Source organism: Candidatus Nitrospira salsa (assembly GCF_965152625.1).
Window position 1 is genome coordinate 94,714 of record NZ_CBCUCO010000005.1, and the last position, 22,940, is coordinate 117,653.

Annotated in this window: 27 protein-coding genes; 17 read left to right on the forward strand and 10 right to left on the reverse strand. The window is 46.5% G+C overall.

Annotated features, from left to right (window positions below; genetic code table 11):
• Positions 1–135: 135 nt before the first annotated feature.
• From ACWQXP_RS20940 to ACWQXP_RS20955, 4 genes are all read left to right on the forward strand, one after another.
• Positions 136–1,158 (forward strand): radical SAM protein, encoded by a 1,023-nt coding sequence (locus ACWQXP_RS20940; RefSeq protein ID WP_454064829.1) that lies wholly within the window; start codon positions 136–138, stop codon positions 1,156–1,158.
• Entirely contained in the window at positions 1,142–1,798 is a 657-nt protein-coding gene (locus tag ACWQXP_RS20945; protein ID WP_454064830.1) for a hypothetical protein, read from the forward strand. The genes ACWQXP_RS20940 and ACWQXP_RS20945 overlap by 17 nt, the downstream gene beginning before the upstream one ends.
• A gap of 28 nt (positions 1,799–1,826) precedes the next feature.
• A complete protein-coding gene (locus tag ACWQXP_RS20950) occupies positions 1,827–2,522 on the forward strand; it encodes a TIGR04283 family arsenosugar biosynthesis glycosyltransferase (protein ID WP_454064831.1) in 696 nt (231 codons plus the stop codon).
• A gap of 381 nt (positions 2,523–2,903) precedes the next feature.
• Positions 2,904–3,149: a hypothetical protein gene (locus ACWQXP_RS20955; protein ID WP_454064832.1), complete on the forward strand. Its 246-nt coding sequence runs from the start codon at positions 2,904–2,906 to the stop codon at positions 3,147–3,149.
• Positions 3,150–3,171: 22 nt separating this feature from the next.
• On the opposite strand, the gene ACWQXP_RS20960 is transcribed toward ACWQXP_RS20955, so the two are convergent.
• Entirely contained in the window at positions 3,172–3,411 is a 240-nt protein-coding gene (locus tag ACWQXP_RS20960) for a hypothetical protein (RefSeq protein ID WP_454064833.1), read from the reverse strand.
• Positions 3,412–3,663: 252 nt separating this feature from the next.
• Here ACWQXP_RS20960 and ACWQXP_RS20965 point away from each other — a divergent pair, with 252 nt between their 5' ends.
• From ACWQXP_RS20965 to ACWQXP_RS20980, 4 genes are all read left to right on the forward strand, one after another.
• Entirely contained in the window at positions 3,664–3,942 is a 279-nt protein-coding gene (locus ACWQXP_RS20965; RefSeq protein WP_454064834.1) for a hypothetical protein, read from the forward strand.
• Between the two features lie 447 nt (positions 3,943–4,389).
• Positions 4,390–5,262 (forward strand): OmpA family protein, encoded by an 873-nt coding sequence (locus tag ACWQXP_RS20970; RefSeq protein ID WP_454064835.1) that lies wholly within the window; start codon positions 4,390–4,392, stop codon positions 5,260–5,262.
• A 127-nt stretch (positions 5,263–5,389) separates the two neighbouring features.
• A complete protein-coding gene (locus tag ACWQXP_RS20975) occupies positions 5,390–7,600 on the forward strand; it encodes a marine proteobacterial sortase target protein (protein ID WP_454064836.1) in 2,211 nt (736 codons plus the stop codon).
• Between the two features lie 155 nt (positions 7,601–7,755).
• Positions 7,756–8,370: a class GN sortase gene (locus ACWQXP_RS20980; protein WP_454064837.1), complete on the forward strand. Its 615-nt coding sequence runs from the start codon at positions 7,756–7,758 to the stop codon at positions 8,368–8,370.
• A gap of 442 nt (positions 8,371–8,812) precedes the next feature.
• On the opposite strand, the gene ACWQXP_RS20985 is transcribed toward ACWQXP_RS20980, so the two are convergent.
• Positions 8,813–8,944, reverse strand: a complete 132-nt coding sequence (locus ACWQXP_RS20985; RefSeq protein WP_454064838.1) for a hypothetical protein — start codon at positions 8,942–8,944, stop codon at positions 8,813–8,815.
• A gap of 678 nt (positions 8,945–9,622) precedes the next feature.
• On the opposite strand from ACWQXP_RS20985, the gene ACWQXP_RS20990 reads away from it, so the two are divergent.
• The 4 genes from ACWQXP_RS20990 to ACWQXP_RS21005 all read left to right on the forward strand — a co-directional run bounded on the left by ACWQXP_RS20990 (position 9,623) and on the right by ACWQXP_RS21005 (position 13,236).
• On the forward strand, positions 9,623–11,212 hold the full coding sequence (locus tag ACWQXP_RS20990; protein WP_454064839.1) for a cytochrome c4: 1,590 nt from the start codon (positions 9,623–9,625) through the stop codon (positions 11,210–11,212).
• Positions 11,213–11,621: 409 nt separating this feature from the next.
• The gene (locus tag ACWQXP_RS20995) at positions 11,622–11,936 is read left to right on the forward strand and encodes a YbjQ family protein (protein ID WP_454064840.1); all 315 of its coding nucleotides are present in this window, start codon (positions 11,622–11,624) and stop codon (positions 11,934–11,936) included.
• An 8-nt stretch (positions 11,937–11,944) separates the two neighbouring features.
• Complete coding sequence (locus tag ACWQXP_RS21000; RefSeq protein ID WP_454064841.1) at positions 11,945–12,415, forward strand: YbjQ family protein; 471 nt, start codon at positions 11,945–11,947, stop codon at positions 12,413–12,415.
• On the forward strand, positions 12,412–13,236 hold the full coding sequence (locus ACWQXP_RS21005) for a M48 family metallopeptidase (RefSeq protein ID WP_454064842.1): 825 nt from the start codon (positions 12,412–12,414) through the stop codon (positions 13,234–13,236). The genes ACWQXP_RS21000 and ACWQXP_RS21005 overlap by 4 nt, the downstream gene beginning before the upstream one ends.
• Here the strand turns inward: ACWQXP_RS21005 and ACWQXP_RS21010 are convergent.
• Together ACWQXP_RS21010 and elbB are read right to left on the reverse strand one after the other, a co-directional pair.
• The gene (locus ACWQXP_RS21010) at positions 13,225–14,061 is read right to left on the reverse strand and encodes an SDR family oxidoreductase (protein WP_454064843.1); all 837 of its coding nucleotides are present in this window, start codon (positions 14,059–14,061) and stop codon (positions 13,225–13,227) included. The genes ACWQXP_RS21005 and ACWQXP_RS21010 overlap by 12 nt on opposite strands.
• Before the next feature lie 159 nt (positions 14,062–14,220).
• Positions 14,221–14,874: an isoprenoid biosynthesis glyoxalase ElbB gene (gene elbB, locus ACWQXP_RS21015; RefSeq protein WP_454064844.1), complete on the reverse strand. Its 654-nt coding sequence runs from the start codon at positions 14,872–14,874 to the stop codon at positions 14,221–14,223.
• 377 nt (positions 14,875–15,251) lie between these two features.
• Between elbB and ACWQXP_RS21020 the strand changes: the two genes are divergently transcribed.
• Together ACWQXP_RS21020 and ACWQXP_RS21025 are read left to right on the forward strand one after the other, a co-directional pair.
• The gene (locus ACWQXP_RS21020) at positions 15,252–15,494 is read left to right on the forward strand and encodes a FitA-like ribbon-helix-helix domain-containing protein (protein WP_454064845.1); all 243 of its coding nucleotides are present in this window, start codon (positions 15,252–15,254) and stop codon (positions 15,492–15,494) included.
• On the forward strand, positions 15,491–15,901 hold the full coding sequence (locus ACWQXP_RS21025) for a type II toxin-antitoxin system VapC family toxin (RefSeq protein ID WP_454064846.1): 411 nt from the start codon (positions 15,491–15,493) through the stop codon (positions 15,899–15,901). Before ACWQXP_RS21020 ends, ACWQXP_RS21025 begins: the two co-directional genes overlap by 4 nt.
• Positions 15,902–15,929: 28 nt before the next feature.
• On the opposite strand, the gene ACWQXP_RS21030 is transcribed toward ACWQXP_RS21025, so the two are convergent.
• The 6 genes from ACWQXP_RS21030 to ACWQXP_RS21055 form a co-directional block, all read right to left on the reverse strand.
• Positions 15,930–16,277, reverse strand: a complete 348-nt coding sequence (locus ACWQXP_RS21030; protein ID WP_454064847.1) for a SnoaL-like domain-containing protein — start codon at positions 16,275–16,277, stop codon at positions 15,930–15,932.
• A 61-nt stretch (positions 16,278–16,338) separates the two neighbouring features.
• Positions 16,339–17,283 carry a glutathione S-transferase family protein gene (locus tag ACWQXP_RS21035; RefSeq protein WP_454064848.1) on the reverse strand — a complete coding sequence of 315 codons (945 nt, stop codon included), beginning with the start codon at positions 17,281–17,283 and terminating at the stop codon, positions 16,339–16,341.
• A complete protein-coding gene (locus ACWQXP_RS21040; protein WP_454064849.1) occupies positions 17,280–18,149 on the reverse strand; it encodes a pirin family protein in 870 nt (289 codons plus the stop codon). The genes ACWQXP_RS21035 and ACWQXP_RS21040 overlap by 4 nt, the downstream gene beginning before the upstream one ends.
• 103 nt (positions 18,150–18,252) lie before the next feature.
• A complete protein-coding gene (locus tag ACWQXP_RS21045; protein ID WP_454064850.1) occupies positions 18,253–18,702 on the reverse strand; it encodes a MarR family winged helix-turn-helix transcriptional regulator in 450 nt (149 codons plus the stop codon).
• 233 nt (positions 18,703–18,935) lie between these two features.
• On the reverse strand, positions 18,936–19,706 hold the full coding sequence (locus ACWQXP_RS21050; protein WP_454064851.1) for a hypothetical protein: 771 nt from the start codon (positions 19,704–19,706) through the stop codon (positions 18,936–18,938).
• Positions 19,707–19,882: 176 nt separating this feature from the next.
• Positions 19,883–20,107, reverse strand: coding sequence for a hypothetical protein (locus ACWQXP_RS21055; RefSeq protein ID WP_454064852.1), 225 nt, complete (start codon positions 20,105–20,107; stop codon positions 19,883–19,885).
• Between the two features lie 847 nt (positions 20,108–20,954).
• Here ACWQXP_RS21055 and ACWQXP_RS21060 point away from each other — a divergent pair.
• From ACWQXP_RS21060 to ACWQXP_RS21070, 3 genes are all read left to right on the forward strand, one after another.
• The gene (locus tag ACWQXP_RS21060; RefSeq protein ID WP_454064853.1) at positions 20,955–21,731 is read left to right on the forward strand and encodes an alpha/beta hydrolase family protein; all 777 of its coding nucleotides are present in this window, start codon (positions 20,955–20,957) and stop codon (positions 21,729–21,731) included.
• A 64-nt stretch (positions 21,732–21,795) separates the two neighbouring features.
• Positions 21,796–22,260, forward strand: a complete 465-nt coding sequence (locus tag ACWQXP_RS21065) for a hypothetical protein (RefSeq protein ID WP_454064854.1) — start codon at positions 21,796–21,798, stop codon at positions 22,258–22,260.
• A gap of 61 nt (positions 22,261–22,321) precedes the next feature.
• Positions 22,322–22,843, forward strand: a complete 522-nt coding sequence (locus ACWQXP_RS21070; protein WP_454064855.1) for a gamma carbonic anhydrase family protein — start codon at positions 22,322–22,324, stop codon at positions 22,841–22,843.
• Positions 22,844–22,940: the final 97 nt, after the last annotated feature.

The following is a 22,940-nucleotide window of genomic DNA, read 5'->3' on the forward strand; positions in this document are numbered from 1 at the left end:
ATCCAGACTACTCAGCAATTGAATGCTTACATCTCTATTTCATAGCAATTCTTTGGGTATAAAGAATACTTTCAAACACGATAACCAAGAAAGTGAATTCTGGGTGTCAACGAATTCTGAATTGACGGTATCCTCATGAGACCATATCTGTCCAACACAGCCAAACCGGCACTCAACCTCCTGCGTCAACGCCCTATTCTGGCCATTTTTGAAGTCACCCTCCGGTGCAATTCCGCATGCGGATACTGTGATCTCCCGCTCAATAAGGGCCGATATGAGATGAGCCGGCAGGAAATCAGGCAGGTTTTCAGACATCTGTATCAAAACGGTTTACGATATGTCCTAATTCAAGGCGGCGAACCACTCCTGAGAAACGACCTACCAGAAATCTTGAATGATCTCGCTGACATTGGCTTTGGACTGAGCTTAATTACAAACGGGACCAAACTGACACCAACGCTGATTAGCCATTTGACGTCTATCCCTCTGAACATTTCCATCAGTCTCGACGCACTTGATCGGGAGCTCTACAAACGCATTCGTGGGGCCGATCAATTACGGCTTGTCCTCAAAGGCATTGACGCATTGACTGATTACCCCCACCCTAAATACTTGACCTGTATCGTCAGTGAAGCGAATCGCAGCCACGTAGTAGAAGTCGTTCGATTTGCTCGCGATCGAGGGTTTATCCCGGTCGTCGGAGCCTACCATTGGGACATTGAGCGGTACGGGAAAGTCGACTTGGCCCTTCAATATCAAAAATCCACGGCAGTCTCAGTCTTTCAATCAGTGTTAGATTCCGGACTTGTCCCTCGTGGCTATTTCCGTCAGTATCTGCGCGATAACATTACATGGTTAAGCGGTGGTTCCCTGAAACGATGTGATGCCGGCCGCTATAGTATCGCTATCGATGCGTCCGGTAACGTCGCCCCCTGCTTAGCACTCGCACATCAGGGAAACCTGCTGACATCATCGCTAGACGAAATTCTGATGCAAATCGATCAAGTAGCCATTCGAGCATGCTCTGATCAGTCTTCTTGCAACATGCTCTGCAGCCGCGTCATTGGCTCCATACTGAACCAGCCAATCAATGCGCTACTCACTCCAACAAAACTCGAACCATTTCTCCGGAACCCGACCCATGTTACTGCAGGCTAACGAACGACTTCCTTTAGCAAGACTGCTGCAATTCATTGAGCAAGGCGAACGCATCGCCCAGGCATGCGCCAGAGCTCAATCGGCCTTCGCCCCTGATCTTGGTACCAATCGGTTTTTTAAAGAACAGGCTCGACAAGAAGGCTTGCACGCCTACATTTTTCAGACAGCCATCTCCTGGATGGCGCCAAGACACCTTGGGTCTTCCCCATTTACTGAACCCTTTGCTCACTATCAGCGTCTTATCGAGTCGGCACTGCGCCGAGGCGATCTGTATGAGACCATTTTAGCAGAGCAAGTCATTCTTGAAGGCCTCGGGAATGTCACACTCAAAAAACTCGAAATTGGCCTCCTCAAACGACACGCCCCATTCCAGCGACTGCGGCGTGTGTTTTTACAACAAGAAGAAGCCCATCATGGATTTGGAAATCGTGTTCTCGAACGCGCGATGGAAAGACAGGACATGACTGAACACGATCTTCATGAGCGAGCACAGGTGTATCTGAGGTTGGCTGAGTCAATGATTCTGGAGGGACAAGCCTTACTCGTCGAGATGACCGAAGATCCTAATTGGTATCTATCGGAGTTTCACAAGACATTACCCAATTGGGTATACCATTCACGAATTTGTGCGGTAGCCTAGCTCAGAACGAGAAAGATATCAGACACGTATGATTTGGGTTATCATTCCCACATTAAACGAAGAACGTGCCTTACCGTCAACACTGAAATCTTTATTTCGCCAATCGGGTGAGTACGAAGTGATCGTGGTAGATGGAGGCAGTACAGATCACACATGTGACCACATCGCCAGCCATCCACGAATCACCCTGTTAACCGCCCCGAGGGGACGAGCCTCCCAGATGAATGCGGGAGCAGGCCATGCCTGGAATCTCAAACAATCGAATGACGATTGGCTCTTATTTCTCCACGCGGACACAATATTACCAACAGATGCGCTGAGTCACTTGCACCGCCTACAGGCACAGCCGAATTGCCAAGCCGGGGGATTTACCCACCAATTTTCCGGCAACGATTGGAGACTCCGTTTCATTTCGTGGTTAGATAACTTTCGTTGCACCAAGTCACATATTATTTATGGCGATCAAGCGCTCTTTGTCAGGCAAGAGCTATTTGAACGAATAGGGAGATTCCCCAACCAGCCAATACTTGAAGATATCGACTTTGGTAAGAAGCTTCTGCACTATACCATCCCTCTCCTCCTCCCCTCACCGGTGATCACAGATGCCCGTAAGTTTCTTCGTATGGGAATTTGGAAAAGTTTAACTAGAGTCTTGCTGATCATCTTGCATGTTGAATACGGTCTTCCGACTCTCACACCAGCATTTTTTCAAGATATTCGCTAGAACTACGACCATTCGTCAAAGTACACCCTCTATCCATCAAGAGTCTGTTTCATTTCAGAGTAGGCTTTCCTCTATCTCACTCTCGAGAGCGCAACATGTCATTCCTTCGCACCACCTCTCATCATTCAAAGAAGAGAAAAGAAAGGGGAAACACTGATCAATATCCCACACGAAATTTACCTAACGTGACACATTCGCCATCGATTCAAAACAGCGAAGACACCCGCCTCATACGAGGCAACAACATTCATACAAAAAATTAAAACACCATAACCATTTCTAAAGAGCAAAAATATTGTGGGAAAATCAACGGAAAATTAAGGAATGAGCAAGGAGAAACCGATAAAGACCGCAAATAATACAGCGGATAGGAACTTTAGTATGAGCTCAGCGAACGACTTTGTATCTTTTCTCCGAGACTTTAATGACATCGAACTGAATCACTATACGTGCTTCGCGGGGGAATTCCGTGATCAACGGCTCGAAGCAGGAGCTATGGCGGAGGCAGGATTTTGGAATACGGTTGTAAATCTTTGCATCGACGAACGCCTGCGTCGAGAAGGCGAAGTTCGTAGGTTAGAGTACATGTATCGCACTGGAGTCGATCCAGAAGAAGCAGAAGACTAACTCGCCTTTCTCCACTCTCTCATTATTCATCTTTCTCTTTCAATTGTGCTATTCGCTCCTTGGCCTTTTGGGCCAAGACACTATCCGGACTCATCTCAATGATCTGTTCATAGATCTGGGTGGCATGCGTACGATTACCTTGTTGCTCTTCAAATTGTGCGGTTTCAAATAATTGCTGTGGATCTTCTCCACAGCCCCACAGACCCAGCACGCACATCAACAATGCCACCCTTACCCCATTCACCATCACATTCGATATCATAAGTACTCTCCCTCTTAGCAATGTTTGTCGTCGCTCCAACTTTCCTCATTCTCCGTTTGAGTAGTAGACTCCATTTATTCAAGCATCTCCCTTATCAATATTCCTTCTCTTTTTCTTCTCGTTCAGGGTAAAGATTTCAAGGGAAACAAGCCGATACTACTTCCAGGTGGGGGTGAGAGCCACACTCTATTAAATAGAGAGAAAAACGGCTCGTGCGCGTGAGTCACATACACAGTTGTTAGTAGGAATATCATGAACGCGGTTAAGGATCTTGCCAAATCATTAAAAAGTTTCGATGACTGTGAAATCCGGGTCTATACTCGTTTTGCCACTGAGTGGCGCGATCAACGCCTGACTGAAGGCTCTGCGGAAGAAGTGGCCTTCTGGAACGCTATTGTCTCGATGTTGCTAGAAGAACGTCAACGGCGATCCAATGAAGTTCGACGGTTGGAAACCATGTTTCGAACCGGCAAAGACATCAATGAATCAGAAGGAGACCCGCCTGACCTTGAAGATTACACCGGAGTGTAGTCGACGGTATTTCACAGTCTTTATCCCTCTCTGACTACTCACTCTTTCCGGATAAGCCCCCGTTTAGTCTCCACGATCTTTTCTACTCGTATCTCCTCATCACGATCTCCCTGTCTCAGCTTCCCCAATCTACCATTTTTAACTTCTCTGTGACCGACCCATGCGTGGATAGCCACGCATGCCCAGCACGACTCACCGCATGACGCTTCCATCCCCGCATCTCATCATCTCATAACTACTTGAAATTATGACGTTTTATTGATTCTTGAATTGGCACCGCCATTGCTCAACTCACGGCGTACATAGGCTTCGCGATGTTCCTCGGAAAGGAGGTGAGTTTCAAGCGACTGAGGAACCTCGAGGCTTACGGGACAGTTCAAATAACTCTCCCGTATCGATAAATCTGGCATTCAACTGCCTGTGCACAACACTTTAATGGAGGACTCAATGAAACACGACGGAAAAAACTCACACATCGAAAAAAAGAATGACTCTCCCAAATTACCTATTTCATCTTCGGACTCCGGGCCATCCTCGAAAGAAACCCTCATGCTGGGCTCGGGCCTCTTGGCCTTGGCCCTGGGGATTGGAGGCATGTGGATGATCTCAGAGGATCAGCCTTTACATGCGAATCCCACGAATGCCGTGGAGATAAAACAGGTGGCCAAGGGCTTGAATCCTTCGATATCTGAATCCACATCAGAGACAGAGAAATCCACAGAATCGATGGACCCAACGCTTGTCGCCTTTGAGGAAGCCGCCGCACATTCAGAAGAGGCCGGGCCTCCCGATCAGGCCGACGTCTACTTTGGATTTGATCAAGCCTCACTATCCGAGGAGGCCGCCATTGTACTCCAGGAGAAAATCGATTATCTCAAGGAGAAAGAAGGATGGCAGATTACCGTACAGGGCCATGCCGATCAACATGGGTCTGATGCGTACAATCAGCGGCTTGGCCTTCGACGAGCCGAAGCGGTGAAAGCGTATCTCACGGCTCAAGGAATCGAGGAGTCAGTCATCCAGACTGAGAGTATGGGGTCACAGAACAGTATCTGTACGGAAGACTCCGAAGAATGCCTTCAGAAGAATCGGCGTGCTCACATTACCTTAAGCTCGGAGCACGCCTCGACTACAATGGCAGCACCCCTCGTTGCCGAAATCATCACCTCTGAACCAGAAAACATCCTCACCGTGGAATCAGAGGACGTGAACCGTTCACTCACTGACAACGATGTTGCAACAGAGACTGCGTTGCTCTCCAACACGATTGAAGAGGAAACTGCAAGCGAAGCAACAACAACATCGGAATCCCTACCATAAGATCCATTCATGAGAGCTGCGGACTGAAAGCCTACCGGTCAATTCGCAGCTCTTACTCCGACTGACTCGATCCTGCGCCGTCTCTTTGGCACACCATTCTGTTCTCTTCTATGAAAGGGGTCTTCTGATGTCTCTTCACCACCACCGCGAGATGATCCATCCAATGCTTGGCCTCACATATCGACTCACTGGTCTTTTGAGAAACAAAAACCATGCATCAAGAAGTGTTTCCGCATTCCAGCTTCTCCTGTTCATATTTCTGACATTGGCCGCATTGCTCCTCGTACTGACAACTGATGCCTACGCTCAATCATCCACACATCACGTTTCACCGAATGATGTGACTCAAGGAACATTATTGTTTCGATCATCCACACAAAATTCCTACACTCCCGCCCCGACACTCCAGACCAAAGCCCATATGATCGTGACCGGGTTCATCGCACGAACCACAGTTCGTCAGGAATTTCGCAATCCGGGGTCCGGTTGGGCTGAAGGCGTCTACGTTTTCCCGCTTCCAGAAACGGCTGCCATCGATCACCTGCGCATGCATATTGGAGAACGGGTCATCGAGGGCCTCATCCAAGAGCGAACAGAAGCAAAAAAAACCTATACCACAGCCAAACGAGAAGGAAAACGCACGAGTCTAATTGAGCAAGAACGGCCCAATATGTTCACAGCCTCAGTAGCCAACATCGGCCCAAACGAAACAATTATTGTTGAGATTGTATACCAGGAGAGAGTGTCCTACGACAGCGGAAAGTTTTCTCTTCGCTTTCCGATGGTTGTCGGGCCTCGCTATATCCCCGGCTCACCTGTACCACCTCATGAATCTGACACAATCCTTGAAGGACATGGATGGGCTAAGAATACGAATCAGGTTCCCGATGCTTCGCGTATCACGCCACCCGTCCAACATCCAGAACACGGTCCACTCAATCCCACCACACTCACCATCGATCTTGTTCCTGGATTTCCACTCGTTTCCCTCGACTCAACCTATCACAACATCCACCAGACATCGAACAGCCAAAGCCGTTACCAGATCGCACTACAAGATGGAGACGTTCCTGCCGATCGAGATTTTGAATTGACATGGGAGCGTAAACAAGAACAGATCCCACATACGGCGGTCTTCTCTGAGCAACATCATGACGACACCTACCTGATGCTCATGATCATGCCACCAGCCGGAGCATTTGCCGATCACGTCACCTTGCCACGAGACGTGACATTTGTCATCGATACCTCAGGTTCGATGCATGGCGCCTCTATCCAACAGGCAAAGTTAGCATTACACCTCGCCCTGACACGCCTGAAAGAGCAAGACCAATTCAATGTGATCCAATTTAATCATGAGACCCAGTCATTATTTTCTTCATCGCAACCCGTCACAGCCACAACCATCCGACAGGCCACACAATATGTCTCAAACCTAGAGACTGACGGCGGAACAGAAATATTACCTGCACTACAACTCGCTCTTGCTCATCAGGAACCGGTTCAACAGGAAACCGGCAAAAATATCCGACAAGTCATCTTTATCACTGATGGACAAATCGGAAACGAGCAACAATTGTTCCAAGCCATCCAGCACGACCTTGCTGACACTCGGCTGTTCACAATCGGCATCGGGTCTGCGCCGAATAGTTATTTCATGCGGCATGCAGCCAAATTCGGACGTGGAACCTTTACCTACATCGGTCAGTCCACTGAAGTGCAAGACAAGATGAATCAGCTCTTTCACAAACTTGAACATCCAGTGATCACGAACATCGACATGACACTCGCAGGAAAAACATCAGGGGAAATTCTCCCAGAACGCATTCCAGACTTGTACGTCGGAGAACCGTTGATAATGGCCGTTCGAACAACCGCACCTTCAGAACGCATACACGTGCAAGGAACAGCCGGATTAAAAAACTGGGAGACGACGGTTTCATTGGATGAAGCCCTCCAACGTCGTGGTATAGCCACGTATTGGGCACGACAAAAAATTTCAGCGTTAATGGATCAGGATGTTGAGAGGAATGAAAATAGTCACATACGTCAGGAAATTATTGATATCGCCATGGCTCATCATCTCGTGAGCCGCTATACCAGTCTCGTTGCCATTGATATCACGCCTGCACGACCCTCAGGTCAAACGCTTTCTCCACATGCGATCAAGACAAACCTTCCGCACGGGCAAGATTACACGGCAATCTTTGGACTATCAGCAGGAGCCACAAATGGAACATGGCATCTCCTCACAGGACTCATTCTCCTTTTCATCGCCGGCGCTATAGCCGTTTCAAACAACTTCCGATGTTTGAGGCGCAGTCTAGACGACCTATAATTAACACTCCAGAGGCAAACAGGTCTCATCATTAGCGACATCTTCAACCCTGCGAAAGGTACACAACAACCGTCGCCTAGGCTTCCCTTCCTCATTCAACTGGAAACTAATTGGATTCGCTATAGTGCCGGATATCACTGGATAAGGATTTGAATATGACTCGTCCACTTCTGATTCTCATTTTTTCAATCATGTTTCTTCTTGGAGCATGGCAGACAGGGTACGGCGCCTGGATCTATGTGAAAGCTGAACTCGCTCAATACCTCCTTGAACGAGCCTGGGCTCAAACACAAGGAGGTCAACCTCGCGTTCACCCATGGCCTTGGGCCGATACCTGGCCCATCGCCAAACTGCAGGTTCCTCAGCATGGCATCGAGATGTTTGTCCTTTCAGATGCCAGTGGTCGAACCCTAGCCTTCGGTCCAGGTCATGTTACAAGCAGTCCACATCCTGGGTCCGTGGGGACCGCCATTCTCAACGGTCACCGAGATACGCATTTTGCATTTCTCAAATATCTGCAATTGGGTGAAACGATACTGATCGAAGACATTGCTAGGGAAACGACAATATTTACAGTTCATGAATTGCACGTCGTAGATGCACGTCAGGCCATGATCGCACAAGACAAATCTCATACACAGCTTGTCCTCGTGACCTGTTACCCCTTTGATGCCATCGAACCCGGTGGACCGTTGCGCTATATTGTGATCGCGGAAAGGCAGACATCCGCAATATCACGTCCACTCCATACGGTTTGGGATGGGGCTTAACGTTTCATTCGAAAATCCGAGCACATTCACTCAATCGAATCTTTTGACTGTGTATTCAATCTATTCTATGCTCGACTCTCGAAAGAGACTCTTCTACCATTGATAACTGCCCTAAAGCTCTACTCCACATTTTTCAAATTTTATTCATGTGGTTTACCAACCGTGAAACAAGCACATGACGATTTCAGATACAGAATAGCACTTAGAACACAAAGATCTTCATTTCATACAATCTTCGTATTTCCCAATGCAACATTTCTGGAATTTCTCTTCACCTGAATTTCCTTTTCTACTGCCATTCTTCGCAACGACGCAGAGTAATCTCAAAAGAAAGAAAAGAGAGGGACCGTAGGGTCTTCCCTACGGTCCCACGAATGCTCACGGTTGCTACAAGCCATATTCACAGAAATAACTTTTTCATACACCATCAATAACCTCACCTTCATCTTTTCTTATTCGCTGGTAATTCAAAGACTTCTTCCAATTCTCTGTTGCCGCACTGCCCACAATATAAGCGGAGTGCTTTTAGGAATGCAGCTTGCTTGAGATCTCGAACAGAAAGTGTGAGTTTCATGATTTTCACTGCTCGACTTGATTACTTGAATAAGAAAACTGACGACTGACGTATGAACCAGATCAGACACCAATAATTACTCAGAAGAAAGAATGCACTTGAACATATAGATAAAACTTCTACTTTTTCGGATTCCAATAGTTGTCCACTGGTCCCCCCCTACCTGCTCATCATTACCTCTTATGATGTATTTTTGTTCTTGACAAATACAGAACCTTTGCTGTCATCACTTTTTTATCGACTCAACTGGAAAGGCCTTACCACGCCGATTGCGACAGACACACGAAACAAATTAGTGAATTTAATTATTTTATCGAGGAATTCACACGAAAATGGATCGACGAAGCGATCGTTCGCGACGACACACAAGAAAGGGAAAATTTCACCATGCGAGGATACTTTGGACAACAAGAGATACGACCACCCTAAGGTCTTACCCTTCCTCGAACGTTAGAGGCTGTTGCGAGAATACTCACAGAATCACTAGTAATACTGCAGTACAATATTTGGTCTTCATATCTACGTCCTTATTACTCGTTTGTCTATAGGACCTCCGCCTGCCTTCTAACGTTCGTGACTCCCGCGTTGCGACAAGAGGTGCTAGCAACACGCATCTGTGGCAACACGATCAATGCCTTTTTCTTGAACATGTTGAAAAAAGAATTGGAGATGATAAAGATGAAACAGTCTATTCGACCAGTTATCTCAGTTCTCATATTTATTCCTTTCTCTGTATTGTACTTTGCCGTCTGGGGGTACTCTCAGGAAACTGATATCACCCAGCATCCCAATTCCATTAATGCAGGAATTCAGAAATCGTTACAAGATCAAATTGGCGCGGGTCGAGGCAATATCAATACTCCTGGATCATCACTGCACATGATAAACAGAGATCCCTTTCGCTCAATTCGTCGCGGAAGAAATCTCTTTCAGCGAAAATTTACCGTGGCCCAGGGACTTGGGCCACGCAATGGTGATGGATTTGGAGATATTAGTGCTGATGCCTCACTGGGTGCTGGCCTAGCCGACAGTTGTGCTGCTTGCCATGGTCGTCCACGAGGCTCAGCGGGCTTCGGTGGCGACGTATTTACTCGCCCTGACAGCCGAGATGCTCCACATTTGTTCGGCCTTGGTCTTCTTGAAATGTTAGCCGACGAAATTACCCTGGAACTACGGGCCATTAAAAATGGGGCAAGTGAACGCGCTCAGAAAAGTGGGCAAAATATACGAGCCAGACTTCAGAGCAAAGGTATTTTCTATGGATTTATTAGAGCGCTCCCCGATGGTTCAGTGGATGCCACAGGAGTCAAAGGGGTCGATGCTGACTTGCGCGTACGACCATTTTTTCATCATGGAGGCACCATATCCATAAGAGAGTTTGTTGTTGGGGCACTGAATGGAGAAATGGGACTCGAAGCCTTTGACCCAGATCTCGCGAAAGCCTCCTCAGGAGGAAACATCACCACACCTTCGGGCATGGTACTCGACGGTTCAATTGATGCCATAGAAGCGCCACCGGTCTCAAGTGAAAGCGATGATTCTGACCTTGATGGAGTCGCGAACGAAATTCCTGTCAGTCTTATCGATTATCTGGAATTTTATTTATTGAATTATTTCAAACCAGCCATCCACCGAGAAAATTCTCGTGTTCGGACAGGAAGAAAACTCTTTCAACAAATTCAATGCGTAAGCTGTCATGTTCCCTCATTGATCGTAGAACGCGACAGACGAGTCGCAGACGTTGAAACGAAATATCAGGCACAGAAAGGTTCCTTCAATCAGCTCTATGCCGTCGCCACGCCACTTGTCCAGGCCACCCCGAATTCAGGAAACCCTCCGGTGAAGAAACCCATGGAAAAACGATTCATTGTCAACAACATCTTTGCTGATTTTAAACGGCACGATCTCGGGTCTAACTTTTGGGAACGAAACTTCGATGGAACGATCACGAAGGAATTTATGACCGAACCCTTATGGGGAGTGGGATCAAGCGCTCCGTATGGTCATGATGGCCGAAGTGTTAACTTGTGGTCTGTGATTATGCGGCATGGGGGTGAAGCGCAATCATCACGTAACCGCTTCGCCCGGCTGTCCGCAGGCCAACAAGCTCTGTTGATGGAGTTCTTACAATCGCTCGTCCTGTTCCCACCAGACGACACTGCATCCAACCTGAATCCCAAGAATCCAAGGGCTGCCAATTACCCTCAAAACGGTCATGGAAGCATTGCCCTGCCAAAGCTCTTTAATGATCCGTCTGATCTTGAATAGCCGGACAAAGCAAGGCCAGATAGGGGAAAAACTATCCGGCGACAGGCTACAGAGCCTGTCGCCGGGGTCTCCCAGGAATTACATAACTCAATGCCGAAACCTTGCCCCTGTGACTCTCAGGTCATCCCTCCAAAAGCCTTAGTCCTCTCACAAAGAGGCACTCTTTATGTGAGAGTATGCAAACACACGCACCTCAAGCATCAAATTAATTGCCAGCAAATACATTGAATACAGCCTAACACGTAGATTTCTATCCCACCGTACGATACAGTTTCTGGTCAAGATCACCAAAGTATTTCTTAGGTCATTCACTATCACTGACCGAGAAGACAGATACCTCATCCGTTGATGATAGCAGAGAGGGAAATACCCATTCGCTGTTCTGCATCTATCCTCAAAAGGAGTAAATATGTTTGTGACCAACATTGAAGAAATTCCAGGAAAAACCATTACGGTTTGTCACGGGATTGTGTCAGGCAGCACCGTGAGAGCCAAACATGTCGGACGGGATATCATGGCCAGTTTTAAGAATATCTTTGGAGGAGAACTCAAAGGCTATACGGAACTCTTAGGAGAGTCACGTGAGCAGGCCATTGACCGAATGAAAGCGCAAGCCCAACAAATGGGGGCCAACGCCATCGTGAATGTCCGCTTTTCCACATCATCAGTGGCCGCAGGCGCGGCAGAAATTTATGTCTACGGTACGGCCGTGAGCGTAGAGTGAACTAGAGCATGGAAAGCCTCATCACCGTTGCGGCCTTAATTGCCTTAGGGTATATCTTTGGGAGAATCGCAGAAACACGGCACTACCAATCTATTCAGGTGCGTGAACAAGCCTTTCTGGGATTACCCACCACCTCTAGTAAAAAATCAATGAGTAATCTAGGACCGATCAGTCATGCCCATCTGGTTCAAGGCAATGTCGTGATCTCTGTCGACTATTTCAAACGTTTTTTAGCAACCCTCCGAAATATTTTTGGAGGCACCCTTCAAGCGTACGAAACCCTCTTAGATCGAGCACGTCGTGAAGCTGTCCTGCGCTTGAAAGAGAGCTGTCCTGATGCTGACCAAATCATCAATTTACGTCTAGAAACGTCGTCCATCTCTAAAGGGGACAACGAACGGATCGGTTCAGTTGAAGTCTTGGCTTACGGAACGGCCATTTACCTTCAAGACAAAACAATCCAGGATACCACTCGGTGAAGTACCAACCTTCGTTGCCTGAACGAAACGATAATGTCTCCCATCAACACCCCATCCGAGAGTTTGGAATTCTCATCCTCAGCATTATTGGCGTTGCGGTCATCAGTTTTTGGATACTCGGGTTTTTCATAGATCAGGCTGTAGGCTATATCTCTCCAGAAGATGAAGTTCAGCTATTTGCAAAGATTGACCTAGACTGGGAATTTGGGGAAACCGCCTCAGGACCACGACAAGCTTTGGTTCAACACCTCATTGAGGCCTTACGTCCATGCCAAGAAATTGGGTTTTCCACACCAGTGACGATAATCGAATCACAGAATATCAATGCGATGGCCATCCCGGGCGGAAAAATTGTAGTCTTTTCAGAATTACTCAAGAGCATGAAAACAGAAAATGGATTAGCCTTTGTTTTAGCGCACGAACTCGGACATTTCAAGAATCGAGATCATTTACGCTCAATTGGGCGGGGACTTGTCTTGGCAGCTCTCTCAACACTCTTAACCGGAGCCAATTCCAGTATTTCACAAATGCTCACCTCATCCATGACATTAGGCCAAGCGAAATACTCGCAAAGCCGCGAGAGCCAAGCCGATGAAACAGCGCTACAGATTCTTAACTGTCACTACGGACATGTGGGCGGAGCCACTGAACTATTTGAAGCCTTACAGCGGCAGGAAGGGACCTGGGACATCAACATACTACATTACTTTGATACCCATCCAGAACTTCAGAAGAGAATCGAGGCTATTCATGAGTTGAGTAAGCAACAAGGCTATACGGTTGAAGAACCACTCCCGTTAAAAAAGCCCTTACCCCTCTAGCACACTTCGTAACGGCTTGAACAATTTTCCCTGATACACACTCCCTAATTCAACTCGCCCTATATGAGGCGCACGCTGTTGATGACGACTTTCGATCGTAAACTGCGCTTCTCGCCCCATACTGTTCAATAAATGCGTCGCCAACTCCACTCGAGACACCACACGCGTCGCGGAAAGATGACGAATTCCAGCTTCCGCACTATTGGCCAAATCCATGACACGCTGTGCCAATTCATGAACCCACACCGCCGATCGATATTCATCATCAATGATGGTAATGGGGAGGTTTTGCTGCATACGATAACGAAGCCAATCTTGATGACCGGTTCGGCCATTATGTGAAGCTCCAATTCCAAGACCTGTTCGAATCACTAATGAACCGGCTCGCTGCAACACTTCTAGTTCCGCGTCAACACGTGTCCGGCCATAGACACTGATCGGACAAGAAGCTGAATTTTCGGTGTAGACGCCGTCCCCACCAAACACGTGATCAGATGAGACATAGACAAATTTCGTCTGTTCAGGTAAGGCCTGCACGACTCGCTTGACGTGTTGAACATTGATCTCATACGCCCACTCAGGGTTGGCCTCACACTTCGTCACATCACACACCGCATGACAATACAGGAGAATATTGGGCTGAGTTCGATGAAGTAGCTCTTCAATCCAATTCCTATTGTCGAGCTGCAGGGAAGGCCAATGACGAACAGCTTGTGCCCGATTTCCCGGTGAAGTAAATGGGTGGATAACTTTGGGAAATCTCGAGGCTAACTGAAACCCCAACATGGAGGTCGCACCGAACAGAAGAATCGAACCAGCTATCATTGAGTTATCTATTTTTCATATAAATGCTGGGTCAGTAAGACCTAATTTGTGAAACGCCGTTCAGCACCTATGGGGGAAAACGTATCTCGTTGCTCCTATATTATGGAAAAAGTCTTTCAGTTTTTACGAGATACGAAAGACGATTCACGAGATACGCATTTAAGCCATCTTCAGCAGTTCAGAGATGGCCCCACTCACACCTTCAAAAATTTGATGAGGCTTGGCTGTTCCATACATATAGGCTGGAGTCGTTATAATTTTTTTATCGGCATCCACCACAAATTTTTCTACGGCGCAATTCTGATGTTTGGCCCCGGTCTTTTCAATTTCCGTCGCGGTTCCAGCATCATCACCGATGGTGACACTCACACCCTTCTTCCCAAACGCCAGAGCCATGATTGCGGGGGCAATACAAATAGCCGCTATCGGTTTACGGCTTTCATGAAACTCGTTGACGACTCTGGTCACTTGAGGATCAATCTCCCCGGAGCTTCCTTTCTCGGCAAAATCACAGAGGTGCAAGGCCGCCCCAAAACCACCGGGAAACGCCAGTGCATCAAAATCCTGAGCTTTCAAATTTTCCAATGCTTGAATATCGCCACGAGCAATTCGTGCGGACTCTTGCAGGACATTTCGTTGTTGACCTGTAGGCTTTTGCGTGAGGTGATTTATTTCAGCGACGTCTTTGTTGGGCGCAAAGACTTTGTACTCCGCTCCATTTTGTCCGATCGCTACCAGCGTACTAATCGCTTCGGTAATCTCAGCCCCATCTAAAAAGCCACAACCTGAAAGAACCACGGCTACCTGTTTCATGACATCCTCCTATCATTTCTCATGAAATAAGGCTCTTTATTCATGAACTATACTTTATTCTAAGTAAAATGGAAGACACATCTCTACCTTCTTCCCTCAACTTTTTTGTAGTATTCAGCCTGTACAATCTTTTGCAACGCTACCAACTCTACCCCAAACAGACATTGGGAACCACCTCTAGCAAGCCTGCCCGGACGAAACAACGTTCGACAGAATCGCCTACAGTCCTGTGAACCCTTTGACCATTGCGGGCAAAGCGTATCACCGATACACTTGGCCATAGCGCTAACGTAAATTGACAGCATAGCTCATGTGAATTAAAATTAACATTATGGTACCGTTTTGGTACCATAATGATTACCAGACGGAGAATTGCAATGGCCACATTGACTATCAAGAATATTCCAGAGCCGCTTGTGCGAAAGCTTAAAAACCAAGCAGAGATCCATCGAAGAAGCCTCAATCACGAAGTCATTCAGTGCTTAGAGCAAGCTGCTGGGAGTGTCCCTCTCAACCCCGAAAGTCTTATTGCCCGTGCACGAACCATTCGGAAGAGCCCAACAACAACACGCCTCACAGATCGAACTCTACAGAAACTAAGGACCGAGGGGCGACCATGATCGTCGCCGATACAAATCTCCTGATCTACCTCTACATCAAAGGTCAACGTACAGCTCAAGCTGAAGCGGTCCTACAAAAAGATCCCGTATGGACTGGCCCCCTTCTTTGGCGGTCAGAATTTCGCAACACGCTGATAGGCCTTGTCAGAAATCACGGTCTCCGTCTTGACCATGTGATTGGGATTGTTGAAGAAGCAGAGCACTTGATGGCGGGGCGAGAATACTCTGTCGTCTCCCACCGCGTGATGAATCTTGCTGCACAATCGGCATGTTCAGCGTATGATTGCGAATTTGTCAGCCTCGCACAAGACTTGGGAGTCACGTTGGTAACGGCCGACCGCCAGGTCCTTAGAACCTTTCCAGACGTGGCGATCACACCGGAGAACTTCTTGGAAGAAAAAATCTAGCACTTCAACAGGTAAGACTCTTTACGATTTACCCATGATAAAAATCTTCGCGAATGACTTTTCCATCCTTCCAGGTTTGCATCGTGACTTGGTTCATTACCACATGCTTATCGCCCTTAAACGTGACGTCAAATGTCCATTCAACCGCCACATGATCACCATCGATTAGGGTTCTACCTACCGTGGCACCATGAAACTCTTGAATACTGTCGATGAACTGCAACTCATATTCCCGATTTTTCGCCTTTCCGACTCGTTCTTCCGTTCGATTTTCACTCATCACGACATCATCCGCGTAATACACATCGAATGTTTCCAAAATTTTCCCAGCTAAAATTCCATCAATCACTGCCTGCGCTTGGTTGTCTGCACTCATCGCGTTACCTCCTTTTATAATAGAAAAATTAACAATATGACTCCTTGTCCTTCCATGTGATTCAGCCCAATCGCTCTCGCCCGTGAGGAGACGTCAGGTCCTGGGCAGGCCCAAGCGGAACTATTTGCGTGGGGTTAATATCATCATGTGTCATGTAATAGTGACGTTTAATATGATCGAAATTAACAGTTTCAGCAACGCCTTCATGCTGATACAAGTCTTTGAGATATCCAAAAAGATTTGGGTAATCAATGATTCGCCGAAGATTGCATTTGAAATGTCCATGATAGACGGCATCAAATCTAATTAAGGTGACAAAGAGGCGCCAATCGGTTTCGACAATCTGTGATCCAAATAGATACCGCTGACTCGACAACCGCGCCTCAAGCTGATCGAGCGTCTCAAACAACTGACCCACCGCATGCTCATACGCTCGTTGAGTTGTGGCAAATCCGGCTTTATAGACGCCATTATTGATACGGTCATAAATGAGTGCATTCAGGTTGTCGATGCCCGCACGAAGCGATTCAGGGTACAGATCGGGGGTCTGCCTGGCCACTTGATGAAACGCCTGATTGAACATTCGCAGGATATCATCCTCGGAATTGTTCACGATCTTTCGGGATTGAGAGTCCCACAAAACAGGCACGGTCACGCGAGACCGATATGAAGGGACGGTAGACTTGTACGCCTCGCTGAGATATTGAAATCCGTTAATGGGATCAAGAGAATAGCCGGGTCCTTCTCGAAACGCCCATCCACGGTCGTCACGAATGGGATCAACAACCGTCATGCCAATGATGTTCTCAAGTCCCTTGAGTTTTCGTCCAATAATGGTTCGGTGCGCCCAGGGACAGGCTAAGGACACATAGAGATGATAGCGTCCCGCTTCGGCTGGGAATTCTGAACTTACCTCTTCCGTCACCCAACTGCGAAACATATCTTCCTGACGGGTAAATGCCCCTTCTTCGTTTTGTTCATCTGGAAATTGGCCCTTCATAGTCATAATGTGGCTCCTGTCCAAATAAAAGTCCCCTGCCTCAAGTCAGTCAAGGCTTGCTGAATTTCTTCCTGCGTATTCATCACAAAGGGACCATAGCGTGCAATCGGTTCATGTAAGGGCTTTGCAGAAATCAACAAAAATCGAATTGGTTCATCTTCAGTGATAATCTTCAATTCCTTGCCCTTATCCAACACAACGAGTCTTGGGCTAGTCACCCAATCTTGTCCATCATCATGAACAATCGCCCCCTTTCCTTCAAACACATAGGCAAATGCCGTATATCCTTGCGGGATGGGCTGAACAAATGAACCATGGGCCGGAACCAGGACATCAAGATATGTCGGATTGGCAGCAATATTCTTGACGGCACCATCAGTCCCTTCAACTGTTCCAGCGATCACACGAACTTTTGTACCAACCTCTAAGGTCACTTCAGGAACCTCACTCGCCGAAACATCCTGATATCGCGGTTGCGTCATCTTAAGTTTGGCCGGAAGATTCACCCACAGTTGAAACCCGGCATTGCCTTCAGGACGAACTTGAGGCATTTCTTCGTGTAAAATCCCACCTCCAGCCGTCATCCATTGGACATCTCCTGCCCCAATACTCCCTTCATTCCCTAATGTATCTCGGTGTTGGACTTCCCCCGCCAACATGTAGGTCACCGTCTCAATTCCTCGATGCGGATGCATCGGAAACCCGGCTTGATAATCCTCAGTATGCGGCGACCCAAAATGATCAAAAAGAAGGAATGGATCAAGATAGTTTAGCTCCTCACCTCCAAGACTTCTTTTCAGTTTCACACCCGCCCCTTCCAAAACCGCCTTTGGCTCAATAACCGTTTTCACTTTTCTATATCGTGTGCTCATAATTCACCTCACTTCTGCATAAAAACATTTTTCGTAAATGACTCATCAATATAAAAATATAAATGCAACATCTCAATTTGACTCTGCATGTCTTAGAGAACTGCTAGGAACCTTCAAAGCTATCTCGAAGCCGATTTAATAATGGCTTCATCAGCTTCACCTCCTCTTTCGTGAGAGCCTGTTCAAAAAATGGCTTAAGAAATTCAGCGTGAGCCGGAAAGACTTTTTTATACAGTGCCTCACCTTTGCTAGTTAACAGAATATTCGTCGCTCGTCGATCTCCCTTGACTTTTTTTCGCGTCAACAAGCCTTTTACTTCGAGTCGATCCAACACACCCGTCAATGTCCCCTTGGTAATTAGCGTCCCTTCACCAAGCTCTACGCATGTCAGACCATCGGTACCCCCCAGTTCAGCAATCACATCAAACTGCGCTGACGTGAGCCCCATCGATTCGATGTGCCGTGTTCCCGCCCGATAAAAAGCTAAATAGGCCTCAACTAACGGCCTGAGCAACGAAAGATATGGGTCCTGTCGATAGTCCTTAATAGGCATAGATGATTTTTCTCACCATGTTCATATTCATACGTTATTGCTCAGCATATTCTTTGCGTCCCCTCCTGGACTATCAGCTATTAAGTACTAATTAAATTAATACTAATTAGTACAATTGTCAAGACCTACAGATCAGCAGCACCTATTTCTCAACTTATACATTTAGCTTCTACTCCATATTTTTATGGTTTTTTACCACAAGCAGTCTTCACCTTAGCAGATTGTATATATAGTCACTTTCCAAAATTTTCCTTCTTTAGAAGTTTGAGGAGCTGCAGAAAGGCATCCAGCGACTGTGAGACAAATTGCTGGCGGTTGCAATACGGTTCAATTAAAAGATAAGTCATTAGATGTTTGAATACGACCTCTTTTTTAAATATTAAGAATGACTCTACGCCCGTCTTGACATGAGGTATTCCACCAGGTGCGGCATACAGCACCCTATTACGTCGATTAGCCAAGGATTTAATATATTTCGAGATATTCTGAGCGTTATTCACAGCCGCCACTTCTGTTAATTCAAGCTCAAAATTAGTAAGGCTGTCATCTACTCGCACATTAAACTCTAATGGCGAATCAAGTTGAGCCCACTTAAGCTTTCCATCAGGATCTTTCATCTTAAATCTTATTTGCAATAATTCTTTCTCGTTTGGAGAAAGACTTCTATCAAAAATTAGCTGTGGATCCTTACCAAAAAATTTATTTTTTTCAAACCATTTTCCAATCCCATTAAGAAATGGATACAATGCTGACTTATGAACATGATCCCGAGGATTCAGTTTTTCTGCTCCAGCATACTTTCGCTTTCTTAAGGCATGAAACACAGCGGTAGCAGCCTCTTCTTCAGCGGTAATACCAGAAAAAACAGCTAGCTCAGGCATGCTACTACTTAATTCTACTCCCCGCTCTAAATAGCGGAGAGCCGATCTTGCTGCATGCCTCCCTACCCCTTTAGACTGCAAAACGTTTCGTATAATTTTTTCCTCAAAAGCAGAATCGATCATTGTAAAGAGTCGAAAGGATTAGACTCGTAAGATATTATGCGAGTTTAAAGAATATTTTCAAAACGTCAGTTAAAGGAGAAAGGCAAATATTTTGACTACTAATTATATTACCCCTGAAGTTATTTTCCATAAAACCTTTCTCCTCTTTACTTCCTGAGAGACAATGGGGTTATTATTCATTTTGAGTCGCTTTGCTGACGAAGTAACTCCAATTCAATTTTCTTGGCTTGCACTCTTTTGTTTCGAGGTCCATTCGACCATTCATCAAGATGTTGAAAGACCCAGATGGCAAAAAACACTGAAAGTGCAGTAATGCTGAGATACCACACGACCTCATAATTCACCATCAGCCCAAATGACTGCAACCACGGTATTCCTAAAAACCACACAACAATGGCCACGGCTGAAAAATTAATACATTGCCTGGCGCAAGATAGTCTCGCAATATTTTGGGAATGGCCTCTTCAGCTTTTTGCTCTAAGTTTTTTGGTACGACTGGCGTCATGTATACGTCTAATTTAGGATATTGCGTTAACGACTAATTCACTTTGCTTGAAATCATGATCATTTCTACTCTTACCCTTGTATGAGAAATAAACCTCATTGAATATCAACCTATAGCCGCTTCAAATAACCTCCATTGCTTGAGACTCAGCATGACGCTGTGGCAGTCTTAATAATTCAACTGGGAATTAAATGGATTCGCTATAGCCCATGATTTATTCAATCTGACCTCGGTCATTTTTCTATCATCATATATCGACCAACGACTACCGCGCACAATGTCAACCCACACCAAATATTTTTCCTGCGATTCATGCCCAGGCAACAGGCTAGATATATCAAACTTAGGATATCGGCATAACAACTAATCCGCGATTCGATTCAATGCACGCACTAGGACATCTGTGGTTGCGATATTAAACCGCCCAGAAAACGTCATCTTTGCTTCACGCATGCTTGGCGAAAGAAACTTGCCCGTACCGTGTTCTAGCATTCCATTGCGGATCAGCCTCGCAATTGAGTATTCGGGAAACTATGACATAACTCTTGCTCACCTATATCGGTCAATAGATCAAGTTGGCTCTGTCCTTTAATGCCTGAACCTGGATGAGGTCGATCGAGCTTACGAACAGACCTATAATTGGTTAGCGGATTAGTACTATACAACATTTCACGGTTTGAAAACTGATAGAATTGTCACTATGAATCAAATTATCATTTCCAAGTTTCTGCGGAAAATATTTAATGCCACCTAATCCAACTACCCTATTCTTTCAGGATTCGAATCATCGCAAGGTCGCGGCTATTTTGACTGAACCTGAATCGTCGACTGACAGAATTGTCGTACTCTGTCACGGATTTCTGTCCAACAAACAAAGCAGGACCAATCGTCGTTTGACAGAATTACTGATTGGTCAAGAAATCAGTACGTTTTGTTTTGATTGGTTTGGAATGGGGGAATCCGATGGTGCGTTTGCAGATCTGTCCGTCGATACCTGCTGCGATGAGTTGAAACAGGCTTTAGCCTTTGTCCGTACTCAGGGGTATTCTCGCATCGGGCTTGTAGGATCAAGTTATGGTGGCCTCATTGCGACATTGATTGCCTCCTGTGATGCCAACCTGGCTGCTCTCGGGCTCAAATGCCCGGTCCCTGACTTTCCGGAGATGCTTCAGTTAGAATTTGGACAAGAAGCCATGACACGATGGCGGAAGACAGGTGAAATTCCAGATGTGACAGGCTCCAATAATCCGATCGAACTACGTTATGCGATTTATGAAAATTGCCTGACTTATGATGCGTACACTGTCGCGAAAACGATTAACATGCCAACCCTCATTGTGCATGGCGATGCGGATGAGTTGGTACCGCTTCAGCAAATTGAACGACTGGAACAATCGTTGGCGGGAGAGAAGTGCCTCCATTTGCTACCTGGCGCCAATCACCATTTCGGCAAACCTGATGATTTTCGTAAAATGACAACACTCCTTGCTGACTGGATGACTCAACATCTTTTAACATGAGCTTGATATCCATTGATATTGCGGTCTCAACACAAATCTCCAGATGACTTCTTACTAAACGATTATGCCAGTTGACACCGATCTTCGCGAAGAACAACTCGAAATCCTTCGGGTCTTGTACCCGTGGTACAAAGAAGAGGTATTTCGTCGACGTGAGCAAATGATGCGCCTCACGGCATTTGCTAGCGCATTTTTGGTCCTGCTCTTAGTCACAATCATGGCAGTCTCCCCCACTCATGGCACAAACGTGACAACGCAAATTTTTGCCATCACTGGCGTCGCACTCTTCTCCGCCATTTTCGTGTATCTTATTCTTCAACAACGCGATCGTCATCGGATAGCAAAAAAAACCTTAATAGAAATGGAAAAAATTTTAGGTCTCTACGACGAAGGGCTCTACTCTGTCGGAAAGGCCTTGTATCCTGAAGATTGGCAAACAGCATGGCTCAGCGATCGAAGCGTGACGGTCTATACGGCGGTCATATCCGCGCTTACCGTCCTCGTGATTGCCGCTGTGTTGGTCAGATAAATCTCTTGCTCTCCGATGTATCACCAAAGAATACCCATTTTCAATCTGGAGACATGTCATCATGATTAGAGCGTTTCGTGGAGTGATGCCAACGATAGCCAGCAGTGCGTTTATAGAGGAAACGGCCTCGATTATTGGTGATGTCGAAATTGGACCAGAATCTAGTGTGTGGTTCAATACGGTCGTTCGAGGGGACGTCAACTCTATCCGCATTGGCCATCGCACCAATGTGCAAGACCTCTCACTTCTTCATGTAACTCATGATACGTACTCTTTGCGATTAGGCGATGATATTACTATTGGACATCATGTGGTCCTCCATGGATGTACGATTCATAACCGCGTCCTGGTGGGCATGGGCGCGGTCATTATGGATGGAGTGATCATCGAAGAAAATTGCGTCATTGGCGCCGGAGCCTTAATTACCGAACGAACTCATATCCCCGCCAATAGTCTGGTCTTAGGCAGTCCGGCCCGAGTCAGACGTCCGCTTTCGGATACGGAACTGGCATGGCTTACGGAATCCGCACAAAACTATGTCCACTACGCCAGCCAATATATGGCTGACAGTCAAGAACAATAACTTTCCTCTATAGACTCCTAACTGTTCATTCGCGTATCCGTATTTCGTTGCGCGTATCTCGTCAAAAGAAATATTTTTTCCACCAGCGAACATGAAC